General features: G+C 61.3%; 19 protein-coding genes. 7 read left to right on the forward strand and 12 right to left on the reverse strand.

What is annotated here, in order from left to right; all coding sequences use genetic code 11:
* Window positions 1-9: 9 nt before the first annotated feature.
* The 8 genes from fabF to C0V76_RS17040 all read right to left on the reverse strand — a co-directional run bounded on the left by fabF (window position 10) and on the right by C0V76_RS17040 (window position 6,279).
* On the reverse strand, window positions 10-1,248 hold the full coding sequence (gene fabF, locus C0V76_RS17005) for a beta-ketoacyl-ACP synthase II (RefSeq protein ID WP_101944083.1): 1,239 nt from the start codon (window positions 1,246-1,248) through the stop codon (window positions 10-12).
* 34 nt (window positions 1,249-1,282) lie between these two features.
* Window positions 1,283-1,522: an acyl carrier protein gene (gene acpP, locus C0V76_RS17010; RefSeq protein WP_101944085.1), complete on the reverse strand. Its 240-nt coding sequence runs from the start codon at window positions 1,520-1,522 to the stop codon at window positions 1,283-1,285.
* A 107-nt stretch (window positions 1,523-1,629) separates the two neighbouring features.
* On the reverse strand, window positions 1,630-2,376 hold the full coding sequence (fabG, locus tag C0V76_RS17015) for a 3-oxoacyl-ACP reductase FabG (RefSeq protein WP_101944086.1): 747 nt from the start codon (window positions 2,374-2,376) through the stop codon (window positions 1,630-1,632).
* Window positions 2,377-2,394: 18 nt separating this feature from the next.
* On the reverse strand, window positions 2,395-3,339 hold the full coding sequence (gene fabD / locus C0V76_RS17020) for an ACP S-malonyltransferase (protein ID WP_101944088.1): 945 nt from the start codon (window positions 3,337-3,339) through the stop codon (window positions 2,395-2,397).
* Window positions 3,340-3,361: 22 nt separating this feature from the next.
* Complete coding sequence (locus tag C0V76_RS17025) at window positions 3,362-4,327, reverse strand: beta-ketoacyl-ACP synthase III (protein ID WP_101944090.1); 966 nt, start codon at window positions 4,325-4,327, stop codon at window positions 3,362-3,364.
* Window positions 4,324-5,367 (reverse strand): phosphate acyltransferase PlsX, encoded by a 1,044-nt coding sequence (plsX, locus tag C0V76_RS17030; protein WP_101944092.1) that lies wholly within the window; start codon window positions 5,365-5,367, stop codon window positions 4,324-4,326. The genes C0V76_RS17025 and plsX overlap by 4 nt, the downstream gene beginning before the upstream one ends.
* A gap of 189 nt (window positions 5,368-5,556) precedes the next feature.
* A complete protein-coding gene (rpmF, locus tag C0V76_RS17035; RefSeq protein ID WP_101944093.1) occupies window positions 5,557-5,736 on the reverse strand; it encodes a 50S ribosomal protein L32 in 180 nt (59 codons plus the stop codon).
* A gap of 24 nt (window positions 5,737-5,760) precedes the next feature.
* A complete protein-coding gene (locus C0V76_RS17040) occupies window positions 5,761-6,279 on the reverse strand; it encodes a DUF177 domain-containing protein (protein ID WP_101944095.1) in 519 nt (172 codons plus the stop codon).
* 71 nt (window positions 6,280-6,350) lie between these two features.
* Between C0V76_RS17040 and C0V76_RS17045 the strand changes: the two genes are divergently transcribed.
* Both C0V76_RS17045 and C0V76_RS17050 read left to right on the forward strand, forming a co-directional pair.
* Entirely contained in the window at window positions 6,351-6,935 is a 585-nt protein-coding gene (locus C0V76_RS17045) for a nucleoside triphosphate pyrophosphatase (RefSeq protein ID WP_101944096.1), read from the forward strand.
* Window positions 6,932-7,657, forward strand: coding sequence for an SAM-dependent methyltransferase (locus tag C0V76_RS17050; RefSeq protein WP_101944098.1), 726 nt, complete (start codon window positions 6,932-6,934; stop codon window positions 7,655-7,657). Before C0V76_RS17045 ends, C0V76_RS17050 begins: the two co-directional genes overlap by 4 nt.
* Here the strand turns inward: C0V76_RS17050 and C0V76_RS17055 are convergent, their stop codons facing one another.
* The 4 genes from C0V76_RS17055 to C0V76_RS17070 are packed head-to-tail and all read right to left on the reverse strand — an operon-like array spanning window position 7,658 to window position 10,582.
* Window positions 7,658-8,602 carry a S49 family peptidase gene (locus tag C0V76_RS17055; protein WP_101944099.1) on the reverse strand — a complete coding sequence of 315 codons (945 nt, stop codon included), beginning with the start codon at window positions 8,600-8,602 and terminating at the stop codon, window positions 7,658-7,660.
* Complete coding sequence (locus C0V76_RS17060) at window positions 8,595-8,954, reverse strand: Rieske 2Fe-2S domain-containing protein (RefSeq protein ID WP_101944101.1); 360 nt, start codon at window positions 8,952-8,954, stop codon at window positions 8,595-8,597. Before C0V76_RS17060 ends, C0V76_RS17055 begins: the two co-directional genes overlap by 8 nt.
* Window positions 8,933-9,592 carry an HAD-IIIA family hydrolase gene (locus C0V76_RS17065; RefSeq protein WP_101944102.1) on the reverse strand — a complete coding sequence of 220 codons (660 nt, stop codon included), beginning with the start codon at window positions 9,590-9,592 and terminating at the stop codon, window positions 8,933-8,935. The genes C0V76_RS17060 and C0V76_RS17065 overlap by 22 nt, the downstream gene beginning before the upstream one ends.
* Before the next feature lie 3 nt (window positions 9,593-9,595).
* Window positions 9,596-10,582 (reverse strand): RluA family pseudouridine synthase, encoded by a 987-nt coding sequence (locus C0V76_RS17070; RefSeq protein ID WP_101944104.1) that lies wholly within the window; start codon window positions 10,580-10,582, stop codon window positions 9,596-9,598.
* A gap of 502 nt (window positions 10,583-11,084) precedes the next feature.
* Here C0V76_RS17070 and C0V76_RS17075 point away from each other — a divergent pair.
* The 5 genes from C0V76_RS17075 to C0V76_RS17095 all read left to right on the forward strand — a co-directional run bounded on the left by C0V76_RS17075 (window position 11,085) and on the right by C0V76_RS17095 (window position 19,915).
* Window positions 11,085-13,844, forward strand: a complete 2,760-nt coding sequence (locus C0V76_RS17075) for an Rne/Rng family ribonuclease (protein ID WP_101944106.1) — start codon at window positions 11,085-11,087, stop codon at window positions 13,842-13,844.
* 194 nt (window positions 13,845-14,038) lie between these two features.
* Window positions 14,039-15,847: a pilus (MSHA type) biogenesis protein MshL gene (locus C0V76_RS17080; protein ID WP_254048286.1), complete on the forward strand. Its 1,809-nt coding sequence runs from the start codon at window positions 14,039-14,041 to the stop codon at window positions 15,845-15,847.
* Window positions 15,844-16,977, forward strand: coding sequence for a lipopolysaccharide assembly protein LapB (locus C0V76_RS17085; protein WP_101944109.1), 1,134 nt, complete (start codon window positions 15,844-15,846; stop codon window positions 16,975-16,977). The genes C0V76_RS17080 and C0V76_RS17085 overlap by 4 nt, the downstream gene beginning before the upstream one ends.
* Before the next feature lie 8 nt (window positions 16,978-16,985).
* The gene (locus C0V76_RS17090) at window positions 16,986-18,698 is read left to right on the forward strand and encodes a GspE/PulE family protein (protein ID WP_101944111.1); all 1,713 of its coding nucleotides are present in this window, start codon (window positions 16,986-16,988) and stop codon (window positions 18,696-18,698) included.
* Window positions 18,699-18,712: 14 nt separating this feature from the next.
* Window positions 18,713-19,915 (forward strand): type II secretion system F family protein, encoded by a 1,203-nt coding sequence (locus tag C0V76_RS17095; protein ID WP_101944113.1) that lies wholly within the window; start codon window positions 18,713-18,715, stop codon window positions 19,913-19,915.
* Window position 19,916 lies beyond the last annotated feature (1 nt).

Below are 19,916 nucleotides of genomic sequence, written 5' to 3' on the forward strand. Positions count from 1 at the left end.
GGCAGATCATCAAATCTTGCGGAATACCAGCGTGCTGTTGGTGCCGCCAAAACCAAAGGAGTTCGACATGGCGACATCGATCGGCATAGGACGCGCCACGTTCGGCACATAGTCCAGATCACAAGCGGGATCCGGATCATTCAGATTGATCGTTGGCGGCGCAACCTGATTCTGGATCGCCAGCACCGAGAACACCGCCTCAATCCCCGCTGCAGCACCAAGCAGGTGGCCCGTCATGGACTTGGTCGAACTCATCGCAATCTTGCTGACATGAGCACCAAAGCAGCGTTTGGCAGCCATGGTTTCAGCGATATCGCCCAAGGGCGTAGAAGTACCGTGAGCATTCACGTAGTTAACTTCGTCGGCAGCAATCTTGGCATTGCGCAGGGCGTTAGCCATGCTGCGCGCAGCACCTTCGCCACCTTCAGCAGGCGCCGTGATGTGGTAAGCATCCGAGCTCATGCCGTAACCCGCCAGCTCAGCATAAATCTTTGCGCCACGCGCCTTGGCGTGTTCGTACTCTTCGAGCACCAGCACGCCAGCGCCCTCACCCAGCACGAAACCATCGCGGCCGGAGTCCCACGGACGGCTCGCCGTCTGCGGATCATCATTGCGCGTCGACAAGGCCTTGGCCGAGCAGAACCCCCCCATCCCCAGCAGGGATACAGTGGACTCCGCACCACCCGCGATCATGATGTCGGCATCGCCATACTCGATCAGGCGAGCGGCTTCACCCAGTGAGTGGTTGCCGGTGGCACAGGCACTCACAGTGGCAAAGTTCGGCCCCTGAAAACCGTAGTTGATCGACAACACGCCAGAAACCATGTTGATGATCGAACCCGGCACGAAAAACGGAGAAATCTTGCGTGCACCGCCTGCGGCGATCGCGTGCATGGTGTCTTCAATCAGCGGCAGACCGCCAATCCCGGAACCGATACACACACCGATGCGCTCCGCATTGGCAGGCTTCTCAGTGATACCGGCATCCTTGATGGCATCCATGGCCGCCGCCAGACCGTAGTGGATGAAAGTATCGAAACGGCGCGCTTCTTTCGGAGAAAGATAGTTCGCCACATCAAAACCCTTCACCTCACCAGCGATCTGGGTGGTCAGGCTGCTGGCATCGAACCGCGTAACGCGGTCAATGCCGGAGCGACCATTGATGATGCTGTCCCAAGCGGAAGCAACGGTATTGCCGACCGGCGAAATGATGCCGAGCCCAGTTACTACAACTCTGCGACGCGTCAAAGGTCACTCCTTACTGCAAATGTACGAAAAGCGATCAGGCCTTCAGGTGGGCGCTGACGTAGTCAATCGCTTGCTGAACGTTGGTAATCTTCTCGGCTTCTTCATCGGGAATTTCGCACTCGAATTCCTCTTCCAGCGCCATGACCAGCTCGACGGTGTCGAGAGAGTCAGCACCCAGATCGTCGACGAACGAAGAGTCGTTCTTGATGTCGGCTTCGTTAGCGCCCAGTTGCTCTGCAACGATCTTGCGCACGCGCTGCTCGATGTTTTCCATGAATGGCTCCTTCTTTTTCAAGCGGATAAGTAAGAAAAAACCCGAGCATTCTAACAGAATCCGGCCACAACTTCAGCCAACTCCGCCCTTCGGGTTCGTATGGCCTGTCAGGCCATGTACATCCCGCCGTTGACGTGGATTGTGGCCCCCGTCACATAGCTCGCGGCCGGCGAGGCCAGAAAGCTGACTACGGCAGAAATCTCTTCGGGCCGCCCAAGGCGGCCCACAGCGATCTGGGACTGCAGCATATCGCGCTGCGCATCCGGAAGATCGCGGGTCATATCGGTATCGATGAAGCCGGGCGCCACACAGTTCACGGTGATGTTGCGGCTACCCAGCTCACGCGCCAGCGCACGCGTCATGCCAGCCACGCCGGCCTTGGCGGCCGCGTAGTTAGCCTGCCCGGCATTACCGGAAGCGCCCACCACAGAGGTGATGTTGATGATGCGTCCATTGCGTGCCTTCATCATGCCACGCATGACAAGGCGCGACATGCGGAACACCGCCTTGAGGTTGGTATCCATCACGGCATCCCACTCCTCGTCCTTCATGCGCATGGCAATGTTGTCGCGGGTGATGCCGGCGTTATTCACCAGCACAGCGATCGTGCCGAATTCTTTCTCAATTCCTGCCACTGCCGCCTCACAGGCAGCGGCATCCGTGACGTTCAGGGCAATCCCCTTACCCTTCACGCCAGCTTCCTGCAGCGCTGCATCGATCGCGGCTGCGCCATCAGCCGAGGTGGCCGTACCGATGACGGTTGCCCCAAGCTTACCCAGATCCAGCGCAATGGCACGACCAATGCCACGCGTAGCGCCGGTAACAAGTACAACCTGATCTGCGAGAGAGTTCATTCCTGAGTTCCCTTGATGTTATTGGTATTGCGGCAGCACGCGCACCAGCGCCTCTGCATCGGTCACAGCCTCAACCGCCAGTTCGCCGTTGATGCGCTTGACCAGCCCGGCCAGCACCTTGCCCGGGCCGAACTCCAGCACCGCCGAGATACCGCGCGGCGCCATGGCCTCCACGCTCTCAATCCAGCGCACCGGGCTATAGGCCTGACGCACCAGCGCGTCACGGATGGTTTCAGCCGAGGTTTCGACCTTCACATCCACGTTATTGAGCACTGCAATCTTCGGCTCGGACAGCGCCACACTCGCCAAACGTTCGGCCAGACGATCTGCAGCAGGCTTCATCAACGCGCTATGGAAAGGCGCGCTCACCGGCAAGGCCACAGCCCGCTTGGCGCCACGCGCCTTGCAGGCCTCCATGGCACGCTCCACCGCCCCGGCGTGGCCGGCAATCACGATCTGCACCGGCGAATTCAAATTCGCAGCCGACACCGATTCGCCCTGAGCGGCTTCTGCACAAGCTTCGGCAACCAGCTCAGGCGAAAGATTCAGGATGGCGGCCATGCCGCCCATGCCTGCAGGCACAGCGGCCTGCATCGCCTCAGCACGAAAGCGCACCAGCTTCACGGCATCGCGAAAATCCAGCACTTCGGCCGCCACCAGCGCGGCGTATTCGCCAAGACTGTGGCCAGCCACCAGCGCCGGGCGAGCGCCGCCGGCTTCCAGCCAGGCGCGCCACACGGCAATGCCAGCCGTCAGCATGACCGGCTGGGTATTCACGGTTTGCGACAGCACCTCTGCCGGGCCGTCCGCAACCATTTGCCAAAGATCCTGGCCCAGAGCCTCGGAGGCTTCGGCAAAGGTGTTGCGCACCACGGCCGACTCGGCAAAGGAGGCCATCATGCCCACCGACTGCGAGCCCTGCCCCGGAAAAACAACCGCCAGTTGATTCAGCGTCTTACTCATTCGACAACCTCGTGTTGAACAATCAGAAACGCAGCAGAACCGCGCCCCAGGTAAAGCCACCGCCAACGCCTTCGAGCAGCACCGTATGACCCGGCTGGATGCGGCCGTCACGCACGGCCACATCCAGCGCCAGCGGCACTGAAGCCGCTGAAGTATTGCCATGCTTATCCACCGTAACAACCACGCGCTCGGGCGGAATTCCAAGCTTCTTGGCCGTAGCTTGCATGATGCGGATATTGGCCTGATGCGGGATCAACCAGTCCAGCTTCTCCAGCGGCAGAGCAGCCTGCTCGGCCACCTCATGCGCGACCTCGGACAAGACCTTGACGGCATATTTGAAGACGGCCTGACCATCCATGCGAATGAAGGGGCTGCCCACAACCTGCCCACTCATCATCTGCGCATTCACAGACAGAATGCCGGTCTGCGAACCGTCAGCATGCATGGCCGAGGCAAGCAAGCCCGGTGTTTCATCAGCCACCAGCACCACCGCACCGGCGCCATCACCAAACAACACACACGTCGTACGGTCAGACCAATCCAGAATGCGCGAAAGCTTTTCAGCCCCCACCACCAGAACGCGACGATGCGAACCGGAGCGGATGAACTTGTCAGCCACGGTTAGCGCAAATACGAAACCACTGCACACCGCCTGCACATCAAAGGCAGCACAGCCAGAGGGAATGCCCAGTTCGTTCTGCAACAAGCAGGCTGTACTCGGAAAAACCATTTCCGGCGTGGTCGTAGCCACGATCACCAGATCAATGTCGGCCGGCTTGAGGCCCGCAGCATCCAGCGCTCGGCGGGCAGCCTCGGCAGCCATGCCATGCGTCGTCACCCCCTCGCCAGCCAGATGGCGTGCACGGATACCGGTGCGATCACTGACCCACTCATCCGAGGTGTCGATACCGCGTGCCACCAGGTCATCATTGGTGACCGGTGCGCCCGGAACAAAGCCGCCGGTGCCGGCAATACGAGAAAAAGTCATGCTGCAGAACCCTCCTGCGTGGACTCCAGAGAGGCGGCAGTGTAACCGCTCATCCGCGCGGAGATGCGTTCAACCAACTGATTGCGCGCCGCTTCGGCCGCACGGCGTAGCGCCCATACATAAGCTGTCTGGTTGGCAGAGCCGTGACTTTTCACCACCACACCGCGCAGCCCGAGCAAGGCTGCGCCATTGAAACGACCCGGATCAAAACGCTTCTTGAAGCGCTTGAGCACCGGCATCGCAATCAGGGCCAGCAGCTTGGTCAGAAGGTTGCGCTTGAATTCCTGACTCAGGAAGTTGGTGATCATCCGCGCCACACCTTCCGAGGACTTCAGCGCCACATTGCCGACAAAACCATCACACACCACGACATCCGTGGTGCCTTTGAAAATGTCATCCCCCTCCACGTTGCCGTAGAAGTTCAAATCGGAAGCGCGCAGCAACTCGGCAGCTTTCTTAACCACCTCATTACCCTTGATATCTTCCTCACCGATGTTGAGCAGACCAACAGTAGGACTAGGCTTGTGCTCCACCGCCTCCAGCAGCAACGATCCCATGATCGCAAACTGCAGCAGGTGATCGGCAGAACAGTCGACATTGGCCCCAAGATCCAGCATGTAGGTCTGGCCCTTCATCGACGGAATGATGGTGGCGATCGCCGGCCGGTCAATACCCGGCAAGGTTTTCAGCACAAACCGCGAAATCGCCATCAGCGCTCCGGTATTTCCTGCAGAAACCGCAGCAGCGGCCTCGCCGGATTTCACCAGATTGATCGCCACACGCATCGATGAGTCCTTCTTGACACGCATCGCAACCGCTGGAGCCTCGTCCATTTCGACGACTTCGGAGGCTTCCTGCACCACGACACGCTCGCCGAATTCGGCCACAGCCTTGCGGAAAGCGTCATCAAACACAGCAGGCAAGCCAACCAGAATGACGCGCGCCTGCGCGTCCTCCCGCAGGAACTGGAAGGCGGCGGGCAAGGTCACGGACGGGCCGTGATCGCCGCCCATGCAATCAATCGCAAGGGTGATGGGCATCACAAAACGGAATCAACAGGCGAAACAAGGCAGCCGCCATCCAAATCAAATCGGAAAGCGAAACTGCCTTGCTGCAGGAACGCGAACAACCTGGAGGGTCGAACGCCACGCGAATAGAGCACGCAAGTGCTGCGAGCCGCGCCGAGCATGCCGAGGCACGCGCGGCAGAAGACTCATGCGCAGAGCGAATTACTCGCCCTTAGCCTTGGCAACCTTCTTGCCGCGGTAGAAGCCGGACGGCGAGATGTGGTGACGCAGGTGAGCCTCACCGGTCGTCGGCTCCACGGCCAGGGCCGGGGCGGTCAGAAAATCGTGCGCACGATGCATGCCGCGCTTGGAAGGCGACTTCTTGTTCTGTTGAACGGCCATTTCTTGCTCCTTAAAGCTCTTAAATCAATCATCAGTTTTCGCGCCACCCGAAGCCCTGAAGCCCCTGAGCGCCGCAAACGGCGATGCGTCATCGCCATTTCCCTTTGCCACCGGCACACTGCAATCTTCATGCGTTGGCGCCAGCGGCAGGGCCAACAGCAACTCTTCCTCTACCGCAGCCAGCACATCGAAATCGCGCCAAGCATGCACCGGGTCGAAATCATCTTCTTCCAGCTCATCATCCGGCAGCGGCTCACCTCGCGGCACCAGCAAGAGACGGGTATCCACCTCTACCGTACAGCGCACGTCTCCAAGACAGCGCTGGCACTGCATGAGCAGCTCAGCACTGGCTTCAACTGCCATATAGGACTTGCCTTCAAGTCGATAACCTCGCAGCGCATAGCTGACAGGCTGAACTTCTTCCGTCTTTCTCAGCACATCCTGCACACGAGGCAGGTTGCGTGCATCCAACTCACCGCGAAGCGCGTCTTCGCGTCGAGCGAACTCGAATGGATCCGGAATGAGCTTTGGCTGGTGCGACATAAACCGTCAATGCTATTATTTTTGGCTGTTCCTGTCAAAGACTAATCCGGCCACGCAGACCGGCGCCACTCATGCATACCCCCCGCCTCATCCTGGCCTCCACCTCGGTCTACCGCCGCGAGCTGCTGGAGCGCCTCGGCCTTTCTTTTGAAACCACCCGCCCGGAAGTGGATGAAGCACCGCTCAATGGAGAAAGCCCGGTCGCCACCGCCGAGCGGCTTGCCGTAGAAAAGGCGCGCGCGGTCGCAGGGCGCTTTCCAGACGCACTGATCATAGGCTCAGACCAGGTCGCCCATCGCGGCAATGAGCGCTTCGACAAACCCGGCACAGCCGAGCGCGCCATCGCCCAATTGCGCAGCATGAGCGGCGACACCATCACCTTCCACACTGCCGTCTGTTTATTCAATAGCCGCACCGGCTATAGCCAGCTAGAGGGAGTGCCTGTCACAGCTCGCTTCCGCAAACTGACTGAAGCGGAAATTCGTCGCTACGTGGAGCGGGAGCAGCCACTGGACTGCGCCGGCAGCGCCAAGTCCGAAGGCCTGGGCATCAGCCTCCTCGACCACATGCGCGGCGATGACCCGACAGCCCTGATCGGCCTCCCACTGATTGCGCTTTCCCGCATGCTGCGCGCCGAAGGAATCCAGATCCCATGAGCCAGAGCAACACCCCCGGCCTGCTGCATCTGCTGCCAGTCGGACTGGGTCCAGGCAAATCCAGCAAGACCCACCCCCCTCACGTCCTCGCCACGCTGGATGTGCTCGATTATTTCATCGCCGAGCGCGCCAAGACTGCACGTTCCGAACTCAAGCGCCTGGGCTACAGCCGCGCCATCCAGAGCGCCGAGATCCATGAACTCCCCGAGCAGCTGGATACGCGCAGCATCGACACTTTGCTCGCGCCGATCCGCGCCGGACGCGACGGCGGCCTGATGTCAGAAGCCGGCTGCCCTGCCGTAGCCGACCCCGGGGCGCTGATCGTGCGCCGCGCCCACACGCTGGGTATTCGAGTGATCCCGCAAGTCGGCCCATCCTCGCTGCTGCTGGCACTGATGGCCTCCGGCCTCAATGGCCAGGGCTTCGCATTTCACGGCTATCTGCCACAAAAGCCGGACGAACGCCGCAACGCTATCCAGACACTGGAGCGCGAATCCGCAAAGCTCGCACGCACCCAGTTTTTCATCGAAACGCCCTACCGTAATCTCGCCATGTTCGCCAGCCTGCTCGAAACCTGCCGCGAAGACACCCTGATATGTGTAGCGCGCAGCCTGACCACTGCCAGCGAATGGGTCATGACGCGCCGAGTGGGTGACTGGAAGAAGAACGGGCCGCCTGATCTGGACCGGCAGCCCGTAGTTTTCCTGCTACTGGCGAGCTGATCAGCGCCAGCCGAAACGCTCCAGCGTACCCATAGCGCCGCCGGCGAGATCGGCACCGAAGCGTTTTGCGATGCGCTCGGCTACGTTTTCGCCGCGCGTGTAATCCTTGATCTTCTCGGCCTTGATTTCATCGCGCGCCACCGAATCGAGCGAGCCTAAGCCATCGGCCAGTCCAAGCTCGATACTTTTCGCGCCACTCCAGAACAAGCCCGAGAACATCTCCGGCGACTCTTTCAGACGCTTGCCACGCCCTGCGCGCACCACGTCGATGAACTGCTGATGCACCTCTGCCAGCATGCCCTTGGCAAACTCGACATGCTTCGGATTCTGCGGCGAAAAGGGATCAAGAAAAGCCTTGTTCTCACCCGCCGTAATGCTGCGCCGCTCGACCCCCAGCTTCTCCATCGTGCCGGTGAAACCGAAGCCATCCATGCGCACACCGATCGAACCAACGATGCTGGCCTTATCCACAAAGATCTTGTCCGCAGCCACAGCGATGTAATAACCGCCCGAGGCGCAGACATCCTCGACCACAGCATGCACCGGCTTATCCGGATGGAGCTTGCGCAGGCGATGAATCTCGTCATTGATAAGTCCAGCCTGCACCGGACTGCCGCCAGGGCTATTGATCAACAGCAGCACGCCCTTGGCCTGCTTGGCCTCAAAAGCCGCACGAAGAGCAGGCAAGACCGACTCAGCATCAACTTTCTCACCCGCAGCAATCGTACCCTCGATCCGCACCAGCGCCGTATGCTCGGCGCCATCCACCAAGCTTTCGCTGCTGTTACGCGCACCGATCAGCACCCAGATCAGGGTGCCGACATAAATGAACCCCAAAGCCCGGAAAAAGATGCTCCAGCGTCGCCGCCGACGGGCCTCACGCAGACTCTCGAACGCCAACTTCTCGATGACGTTACGCTCCCAACCCGGCTGCTGCTCACTCATCGCCCGCTCCATCCATAAGAAAGACCTGCCCATTCTCTTCGCGTACCCGCAGCGCCTGCAAGCTCCGGCCGACGCAGGGGCCGGCCACACACAAGCCACTATCCGGCGCATACAGGGCGCCATGGGTGGCGCAAATCAGGTATTCACCCGAATCGTCCAGCATACGCCCCGGATTCCAGTCCAATTCCACCGGAATGTGGGCACAACTGTTTACATAGGCAAAAGTTTGGCCGCGCCAGCGCTGCACAAACGCAGGGAGCCGCACGCCCTCCAGCTCCAACTCGAAACGCAGCGCATCACCCCCATCAGGCAAGTCCGCTGCCGCGCAGATCAACCGTGGCACGCCAGCCACTCACGCAGTTCGGCCATCGAATCCAGCAAGGCGCGCGGCGCCTCAGCCACAAGCTGATCGCGGGGATGAGCACCGTAGCTCATCGCCAGTGCGTGCGTGCCGGCATTCTTCGCCATCAGCAGATCGTGCGTGGTGTCACCAATCATCAGCACGCGATCCGCCTCCACCAGCAGCTCATCCATGAGCTCCAGCAACATACCCGGATGCGGTTTGGAAAAGCTCTCGTCAGCACAGCGCGTGGCATCAAAGAAGGCGCCCAGGCCACTACTCGCCAGCACCCGGCTGAGCCCACGACGCGCCTTGCCTGTTGCCACCGCCAGCTGATACCCCTCGCTACGCAGCCACTCGAGCAACTCGCGCGCACCGTCAAAAAGAACCAGATCATGATCACGCAACAGGAAGTGATGACGATAGCGCTCAGCTAGGCGCTGACACCCCTCGTCATCCAAGCCCGGCACCACCGCCTGCACGGCACCAAGCAGCGAGAGACCAATCACATGCGAAGCCTGCTCACGCGACGGGATAGGCAGCTCCAGATCGGCACACGCAGCCTGGATGGAATCGACAATGGTCGCAGTGGAGTCCATCAGCGTGCCATCCCAGTCAAACACGATCAGATCGAAATTGCGTTGCTTCATGCTTCAGCCGAAATCCTTATTCTGGGTTGCGTCAACATGACGCACAAACGCTGCCAGCTCGAGCGGCAGCGGGGCCTTCAATTCCAGCATCTCGCCGGACACCGGATGACGAAAACGCAGCAGTGCTGCATGCAGGAACATGCGCTCCAGCCCCTCGCATGCCAGCGCCTTGTTGAGCGGGAAGTCACCATATTTGTCATCGCCCAGCAGAGGAAAGCCGGCGTGTTGCAGATGCACCCGGATCTGGTGGGTGCGACCGGTCTTGAGCTCCACTTCGAGCAGACTGTATTTCTGCCAACGCTGCACGAGGCGCACGATGCTATGGGACGGCTTGCCGTCCTCACGCACCATCACGCGGCGCTCGCCATCAGCCGTCAAATATTTATACAAGGGGGCCTTGAGATGCTGCAGCGGATTCAGCCAGCGCCCGGACACCATCGTAAGGTAGCGCTTCTCCAGCTCACCGCTCCGCATACCATCCTGCACCGCATTGAGCGCCGTACGCTTCTTGCCCACGATCAGTAGGCCGGAGGTTTCACGATCCAGGCGGTGAGCCAGCTCAAGAAACTTTGCCTGAGGCCGCTGCTGGCGCAGAAGCTCGATCAGGCCGAAACTCAGGCCGCTGCCGCCATGCACGGCCAGCCCGGCCGGCTTGTCGATCACCAGCAGGGCATCGTCCTCAAACACCACTCGGAATTCATGTCGCGCCGCAGCAGCCAGTGGCGCCGGCGCTGCCCTTTCCGCTACCCGAATGGGCGGAATACGCACCTCATCGCCCACCTGCAGGCGATAGGTCTGACTGATTCGGCCGGCATTCACACGCACCTCGCCACTACGCAAAACCCGGTAGATATGGCTTCGGGGCACGCCCTTGCATTCGCGTAGAAGGAAATTGTCGATGCGCTGACCGGCATCCTCCTCGCCCACCGTCACCCTACGCACGGCCGGGTTACCGCTTGCTGCACCGCCGCTGTCTTTGCCTAAAGTCATGGGTTTCAGTTATATTGCTTTCGTTTTCGCGGGCTTTGCCCCGTGGGTCGTCCGTGTTGCACGGCTTGCCCGACCAGTCTGCTTCGCCCCTCCGGCTTGTTTGCAGCGCCCCAGGCTATAAATGCCTCGCGCGCTCCGGCCGATAGTGGTTGGCGCCGTTGAGTATTCCGGCGCGCAGATGCGGTCAGGTCGAGCTGAGCCGGCCACCCGCCCATCTGCGCGACAGGCGCCGCGAGGACATGATCGACCGAATAAAACGGTCGATGGTATCCCAAACCATTTGATTGATCGACCCATTTTGCGCGCGAACGCGAACCAGACTGGAACACTTTGAGCTCCGCACCAGCGACTCAGGGTGTCGTAAGGCAGACCCGATTCACTCCTTGCACAAGAACACATGAAGAGCAGTTTGTTGTTCCCTACAAGTTGAGTTAGCTGTTTCTTCCGCAAGGAAGAAACGATGGTTTGCCCTGCCCGCTTTAGCGCGCGGGAGAAGAAATAAATGAAGCGAATGCTTTTCAATGCAACGCAGGCCGAGGAACTCCGCGTTGCGATTGTTGATGGTCAGAAACTGATCGACCTCGACATCGAATCGGCCGCCAAGGAACAACGCAAGAGCAATATCTACAAGGGCGTGATCACCCGCATCGAGCCCAGTCTCGAAGCTGCCTTCGTCGATTATGGCGAAGAGCGTCACGGCTTTCTGCCGTTCAAGGAGGTGTCGCGCTCCTATTTCCGCGAAGGCGCGGACCGCAATGCCTCCATCAAGGAAGCTCTGCGCGAAGGCCAGGAAATCATCATCCAGGTCGAGAAGGAAGAGCGTGGCAACAAGGGCGCAGCCCTGACCACCTACGTCTCGCTGGCCGGCCGCTACTTGGTGCTGATGCCCAACAACCCGCGTGGTGGTGGCGTTTCGCGCCGCGTCGAAGGTGACGAGCGCGCCGAGCTGCGCGAAGTCATGGACGCACTCGAAGTGCCTGGCGGCATGAGCCTGATCGCCCGTACCGCCGCCATCGGTCGCAACGCCGAAGAGCTGCAGTGGGATCTGAATTACCTGCTGCAACTATGGAGCGCCATCGACGGCGCCGTGAAGGACATGGACGGAGCCGGCCTGATCTATCAGGAAGGCAGCCTCGTGATCCGCGCGATCCGCGATTACTTCCAACCGGACATCGGCGAGATCCTGATCGATACCGACGAGATTTATGAGCAGGCCCGCGCCTTCATGGGCACGGTCATGCCGTCCAACGTCAATCGCGTCAAGCGTTATCACGACGACGTGCCGCTGTTCTCGCGCTTCCAGATCGAACACCAGATCGAATCGGCCTACGGTCGCCAGGTGAACCTGCCCTCGGGCGGCGCCATCGTGATCGACCACACCGAAGCCCTTGTGTCGGTCGACGTGAACTCGGGTCGGGCCACACGTGGTTCGGACATCGAAGACACCGCGCTGCGCACCAATCTTGAAGCTGCCGACGAAGTAGCCCGTCAGTTGCGCCTGCGCGACCTCGGCGGCCTGATCGTGATCGACTTCATCGACATGGAAAACCCGCGCAACCAGCGCGAGGTCGAGAACCGCCTACGCGACGCGCTGCGCTTCGACCGTGCCCGCGTGCAGACCGGCAAGATCAGCCGTTTCGGCCTGCTCGAGCTGTCGCGTCAGCGCCTGCGCCCGGCCCTGGCCGAGACCAGCTACATCACCTGCCCGCGCTGCACCGGCACCGGCCACATCCGCTCGACCGAATCGGCTGCGCTGCACATCCTGCGCATCCTCGAAGAAGAGTCGATGAAGGAAAATACCGGCGCCCTGCATACCCAGGTTCCGGTCGATGTCGCCACCTTCCTGCTCAATGAGAAGCGCGTCGACATCGCCAAGATCGAGCTGCGCCACAAGGTAAACCTGCTGATCATCCCGAATCGTCACCTAGAAACGCCAGCCCACGAAATCGTGCGCCTGCGCCACGACCAGCTGAATCAGGAAGATAGCCACCTGCCCAGCTACAAGATGGCCTCCATGCCTGCGGACGCCACCTACACGCCGCCTTCGGCCAACACCGAAGGCAAGCCGCAGCGCCAGGAAGCCGCCATCAAGGGAATCACCCCTGATCAGCCCGCTCCAGTCAGCAGCGAACCGCGTCCGGCCGCCACCAAAGTCGCAGAGAAGACCGAAGGCAAGGGATTCTTCCGCCGAATTCTTGACTGGCTCAACGGCGATGCCGAAGTGCCGGCTGCACCCGCACCCGCACCCAAGGGCCGTAACGAGCGCCGTGGCGACAGCCGCCGCCGTGACGAAACCCGCGGCGAACGCAACAGTGAGCGCAAACCGCGTGGCGAAGGTGCTCAGGCGGCGCGCGGCAAGAGCCGTGACGAGCAGCAAGGCGAACGCAAGGAAGGCCAACGCAGCCGGAATGAGCCGCGTGGCGAGCGTCAGGACAAGGAACGCAGTCGCAACGAACGTGGCGAGCGTACCGAGCGTCAGGACAAGGAGCGCAGCGAAGCCGTGCCGAAGCAGCCCCGTGAAGCCGGCGAACAGCGCGGCGAGCGCAATGAGCCGCGTCGCGAGCGCAGCCAGGAACGCCGCGAGCGCCAGCAACAGCAGCGTGAGGCAGCCCAGAGCGTCAGCACCGAAACAGTGGTTGCCGCAACTGCCGTCAGCGCGGAAGTGACTGCGATTGAATCGGCCGCTCCGGAAGCCCAGTCTGCCGAGCAACGCGAAGGCCGCAACCGTCGCAACCGTCGTGGCCGTGGCCGCGGTGAGCGCCGCAACGACAGCGAAGTAGCCGAAGTTCAGGTTGAAGGCAACGAGCAACAAGTTCAAACCGAAGAAGTGCTCACCGCACCGATCGCCAGCCAGGTAGTAGTCGCAGAAGTTGCTGCCGAAGTGGTGGCTGCGCCTGCCGCCCCGGTCGTGATCGAAGCGCCTACCCTGGCAGCCGAGCCGCAGCCTACTACCGTCGCTATCGCCGAACCCGCTCCGGCCGCAACGCCTGCTGCCATCGCTGTGGAAAAGCCCCAACCGGAGCCGGTCATCGAAGTGCCCGTCACCCCGGTTACCGCGCCCGTCCGGCCAGCAGCTCCGCAAATCGACTTGAAGGCCCTGCTGGCTGCAGAAGCCGCCGAGCTGCAGATGGTGGAAACCGCAGCCGACAGCCCCCGCCCTGCCCCAGTGCAGGAGGAGCAGCCGGTCGTGGCACCGCGCCGTCGCAAGCCACGCCAAGTAGCCGCTGACGAACCCCTGCAACAGGTCGAAACCCGGGACTAAACCGGTCGCTCAATCTGCATCAGGAACTGAAGAGGCCCCCGGAAACGGGGGCCTCTTCACATTCAGCTGCGTCCAAATCGCCGCCTCCTGGCCAAAGAGGCTCATATACCTGCAAGGCACCCGAACGGCCCGCGGTCCGTGGCATGAATTGCGCTAAGATTCGGAGCCAAGTCGACAATATGGGAAAACCTCGCGTGACATACCCTGCCCGCGCTACGGCCCTGCTACTGAGCGCCCTGCTGGGCGCCTGCACTTCCACGCCGAGCGTCAAGCTGGAAACAGCGCCACACCTCTCCAGCGAAGCACAAAAAAATCGCCCTGCCGGCGATGTTCCTCCGCCCGCAGTGCGTAGCTTTGCGCTACCGACCCCGAAACCGGCAAAGAAACAAGAAACTTACTCGGTGGTGGTCAACAACGTGCGCGCCCAGGACTTGCTGTTTGCACTGGCGCGCGACGCCAGGGTGAACATCGACATCCATCCCGGGATCGAAGGCACAGTCACACTCAACGCGCTTGACCAGACCCTGCCGCAGATTCTCACCCGCATCTCGCGCCAGATCGATATGCGTTACGAACTGGACGGCCAGAATCTGGCGGTGCTGCCGGACTCGCCTTTCCTGCGCAATTACAAGATCGACTATGTGAATCTCTCGCGCGAGACCAACAGCACGGTCTCGGTAGCCTCCCAAATCGGCTCGGCCACCAGCATCGGCAGCTCGGACGACAGCACCTCCGCACAAAACAGTGGAAATGGCAGCGGTTCCTATGCGCGTATCCAGAACATTTCGAAGAATCGATTCTGGGAATCACTGATCCAGAACGTGAAGGATCTGCTGCGCGAAACAGACAAGCTGCTACCGGAAGGCACCATGGAGCGCAGCATCCAGGTGGACACCCAGGGCAGCACGACACGACGTGAGGTCACCAGCACCACCAAGCCAACCGGCAATCTCGCGCGGACCGCGGGCGATACCAATACGGTCACCGCCGCCACGGAGCGAGTGGTCACCTTCCGCGAAGCCGCATCCGTCATCGCCAACGTTGAGACAGGGGTTCTCACCGTGCGCGCGACATCACGCCAGCAGGAGAAGGTTCAGGAGTTCCTCGACAAGGTCATGAACAGCGCCAAGCGCCAAGTGCTGATCGAAGCCACCATCGCCGAAGTGCAACTGACCCAGAACTACCAGCAAGGCGTCGACTGGAGCGCCCTCAACGTCTTCGACACCGGGCTAAAAGTCGTGCAGCAAGCGGTCGGCGTCTTTACCGGCGTCAATACAACGCCCACCATGGAGCTGGGCTACACCTCGTCTGGCGGTAACTTCACCAGCGCGGTGAAACTGTTGGAGACCTTCGGTACGGTCAAGGTGCTCTCCAGCCCCAAGCTCTCTGTGCTCAACAACCAGACAGCGGTCATGAAGGTCGTGGATGACAGCATCTACTGGACCTACAAGAGCGAAACCACCGATACCACCGCCACCTCCACCGGCCGCACCACCATTACCTCCACCCTGCACTCGGTACCTGTGGGACTGGTGCTGACCATCACCCCGCTGGTGGGCGATGACGACTCGGTGACCCTAAACATCCGCCCGAGCATGTCGCGCGTGATCGGTGAAAAAACCGACCCTACGCTTCAGCTGATCAACAGCTCGATCACGGTCACCAACACCATCCCACTGATCCGCTCACGCGAATTCGATTCAGTGATGCGCATCAACAACGGCAATATCGCCGTTATGGGTGGCCTGATGGAAGACGCACTCAACAACGATGACTCCAGCGTACCGGGCCTGGCAAACATTCCAGCAGTGGGTAATATTTTCCAGAACCGCAACGACACCTTCAAGAAAACCGAGCTGGTGATTTTCGTACGCCCCACAATCATCCGCAGCGCCAGTCTCGAAGGAGATTATCGCAATCTGGCCGCAAGCCAGCCGAACGAGCGCTTCTTCAATCAGGAGGCAGGTCCGCGATTGCTGACCCTGCCGGAGTCGGGCAAGTGAGTCTGCTGATCGACGCCCTCCGCCAAGCCGAAAACGCTCAGCGCAATGCTGGCGAGCGTCAGCCGGACTCTTCTGCCGAACTGCGCCTGGAAGAGCTGCCCGCCGCCCCCCTCAGCGTCAGCAGACCGATTCCGCCACGCCCGACCGGCACGCCCTCCGCCAGTGCCAGCGCGCCGCCACGCGAAGCCATCAAAGATCTGTTTGAACTCAAGCAGCCCAGACCCAATCATGTGCCGCTGATTCTGGCTGGCGGCGGCCTACTGGCGCTTGCCATCGGTGCGCTCTATCTGTGGTGGGCCACCAGCCAACCCGGCGGCATCCAGGCCGGCCCTGGTCTGAACGCCGCCCAGCCTGCAATGATTACCCCAGTTTCAAGCGCCGCTACGTCAGCCCCGCAGCCCCCACGTGAAACGCCGCCGGCCCGGGACGAATCCAGCCCGCCAGCTCCGATGGCAGTAACCAACCCACTGCCCGGCTCGCCTGCGGCACAGATGCCGACGCTGGAGCCTGGCTCGATCCGCCGTACCACACCACCAGCGCAAGCCTCCAACAGCCCGCTGCAGGAGGCGCACGAGGCCTACGAGCAAGGCCGTCTCACCGAGGCCTACCAGCGCTTCGGCGAAATCCTGCGTCAGGAGCCGCGCAACCTCGGCGCCCTCAATGCCCAGGCCTTGATCGCCCTGCGTGCCGGGCAGCGCAATGAGGCCGAACGCCTGCTACGCCAGGCGCTGCAGGCCGACCCCAAGGATGCCCAGGCACGTAGCCAGCTGGCCCTGCTCTATGCCGAAGGTGATCCGGTAACGGCCGAAAGCCGCCTACGCAGCCTGGTCGCCGAACAAGCAGAGTCTGCTCCTGCGCTGTTTGCACTGGGCAGCCTGTACGCACGTCAAGCGCGCTGGGTGGAAGCCCAGCAAGCCTTTTTCCAGGCCCACACGCTGGACGAGCGCAATGCTGACACGCTCTACAACCTCGCGGTCGCTCTTGATCACCTCGAACAACCGCGCCTGGCCGCCCGCTACTACGAACAGGCCGCCAATGCCGGTCGCCCCGGCATGATCGCCTTCGACCCAGCCGTGGCCCGCCAGCGTGCCCGCAGCCTGAGCGACACGGCTCAGCTTGCCACCCCCTGAGCTCCCGCATGACGACTCCGCTTCACCATCAACCGCTGGGCCAGCTGCTGATCTCGCATGGCGTGATCACCGATGATCAGCTGCGCATCGCCCTGCACGAGCAGAATCGTTCGAACCTCGCACTCGGCAAGCTGCTGGTGCAACTGGGTTTCGTCTCCGAAGCCGCACTGCGCGATGCTTTGTCCGAATCTCTCGGCAAGCAAGGGGTAGATCTTGGTCGGGCGATTGCCGACCCTGATGCGCTGGCACTGGTCCCGGAAGATCTGGCCAAACGCCACCGCCTGCTGCCGCTGCGCTGGGATCCAGAAGCCCGTCAGCTGACTATCGCGATCGCAGACGTGGATGACATCGTCGCGCTCGACAAACTGCGCGCCCTGCTGCCCGAAGAAGCACGCATCGAAACCCTGCTGGCCGGCGAGAACGAGATCGCGCATGCCATCGATCAGTACTACGGCTTCGAGCTCTCGATCGATGGCATCCTCACCGAAATCGAGACCGGCGAGATCGACTACCGCTCGCTGGCTGCCAGCGACCAGTACGACCAGCCGATCGTGCGCCTGATCGACGCGTTGATGTCGGATGCAGTCAAACGGGACGCTTCCGACATTCACTTCGAGCCAGAAGCCAGCTTCCTGCGTGTGCGTTATCGCATCGACGGCATCCTGCGCCAGATACGCGTACTGCATAAGTCCTACTGGTCAGCGATGGCTGTACGCATCAAGGTCATGTCCGGGCTGAACATTGCCGAGACACGCGCGCCGCAGGATGGCCGTATCTCACTCAATGTGCGCGGCCGGCCAGTGGATTTTCGCGTCTCGGCGCAGCCCACGATCCACGGTGAGAACATCGTGCTGCGCATCCTCGATCGCCAGAAGGGCATCGTACCGCTGGATCGCCTGGGACTCGGAGATCCACAGCTGGACATGCTCAAACTGATGATCGCCCGCCCGGAAGGCATCATCCTGTTTACCGGCCCCACCGGCAGCGGCAAGACCACTACCCTGTACTCGATCCTGAATCACATCAACTCCGAGGGCATCAACATCATGACCCTCGAAGACCCGGTCGAATACCCGATGGCTATGATCCGTCAGACATCGGTATCGGAAACCAGCAAGCTGGATTTTGCCAATGGCATCCGCTCGATGATGCGTCAGGATCCGGACGTCATTCTGGTCGGCGAAATCCGCGACGAGGACACCGCCGAAATGGCTTTTCGCGCCGCCATGACCGGCCACCAGGTGTATTCCACTCTGCACACCAATTCGGCCATCGGAGCGATTCCACGCCTCTTTGACATCGGCATCCTGCCGGACATCATGGCCGGCAATATCATCGGCGTGGTAGCCCAGCGACTGGTGCGCAAGCTTTGCCTGCATTGCCGCCGCGCACGTACGCCGGAGCCTTACGAACTGAAGCTTCTCGGCGCAATGGAGCGTCCGGTGCACAGCCTGTTTGAAGCCGTTGGCTGCCCGCACTGCGATTACCAGGGCTATCGCGGGCGCATGGCGGTGATGGAATTGATGCGCATGGACGCGGATATCGACGAGCTCATCGCCCGCCGTGCCACCTTCCGTGAAATCCGCAATGCAGCGCGTGCCAAGGGCTTCCGTACGCTGGCCGAGGATGGCATCCGCCGCGTGCTCGAAGGTCTCACCACGCTCGAAGAACTCGCCCGGGTGGTCGACCTCACCGAGCGCATGTTCAGCGCCGAGCACTGAGACAGGCGAACTGCATGGCCCTCTACGCCTACAAAGCCATGAACCCCAGTGGGCGTCTGGTGCAGGGTCAGATCGAAGCCCTGAATCTGGTCGACCTCGAGATGCGCCTCAAGCGCATGGAGCTGGATCTGATCAACGGCTCGCCAGCGCGCCACAGCCTGGCCAGCGGGCTCGGACGCATGCCGGTACGCGAGCGCAGTCTGTTCTGTTTTCACCTCGAGCAGCTCACCCGCGCCGGGGTGCCGCTGATCGAAGCCCTGATTGATCTGCGCGACTCCACAGACCATCCGCGCATGCGCGCCGTGATCGCCAATCTCGTCGAAAGCATCGAAGGCGGCCGCAGCCTCTCGCAGGCGCTCTCCGAACAAGGCAATGTCTTCGATCCGGTGTTCTGCTCGCTGGTCCGCGCCGGTGAAACCAGCGGCAATCTGCCAGACGTACTGCGCGAACTCAACGAAGCGCTCAAACGCGAGGACGAGCTCTCCTCCTATGTGAAGAAGCTCACCATCTACCCCGGTTTCGTGCTCTCGGTCACTCTGCTGGCGGTGTTCGTATCCATGGTTTATGTCGTACCGGAGCTCGCCAAGCTGTTCCGTTCCACCGGCGTTGCCCTGCCCCTGCAGACCCGTTTGCTGATGGGCACCTCACGCATCGTCAGCAACTGGTGGCCGCTGATCCTCGCCACCCTGGCGAGCCTGGTGGTGATCCTTAGCTCCCTGATACGCACCCGCCCGGATGCAGCCCGCCGCTGGGATGCCTTCAAGCTCGGCCTGCCCATCGTCGGCAACGTCTATCGCAAGATCATTCTCTCGCGCTTTGCCAACCTGTTTGCCATGATGTATGCATCAGGCATTTCCATCATCGACACCATCCGGGTAGCGCAGGACGTGGTCGGCAATCGCGTCTTGCGCGACGCGCTGGAGCGGGTAGAACAACTCATCGCCGAAGGGCAGAATGTCACCATGGCTTTCGCCGCCACCGGCATCTTCCCACCCTTGGTCGTGAGGATGCTGCGGGTAGGCGAGCACACCGGCTCGCTTGATCAGGCCCTGCGGAACGTGAGCTACTTCTACGAGCGCGATGTGCGTGAATCGATTGCCAATCTGCAGGCCATGCTTGAACCCTTGCTGATCCTGTTGCTGGGCGGGCTGATGATGTGGGTTGCCCTCTCGGTGCTGGGTCCGATCTACGATGTCATCACCAAGATGAAGTTCTAAG

It is taken from the genome of Uliginosibacterium sp. TH139, from assembly GCF_002855595.1.
In the GTDB taxonomy this organism is placed as follows: domain Bacteria; phylum Pseudomonadota; class Gammaproteobacteria; order Burkholderiales; family Rhodocyclaceae; genus Uliginosibacterium; species Uliginosibacterium aquaticum.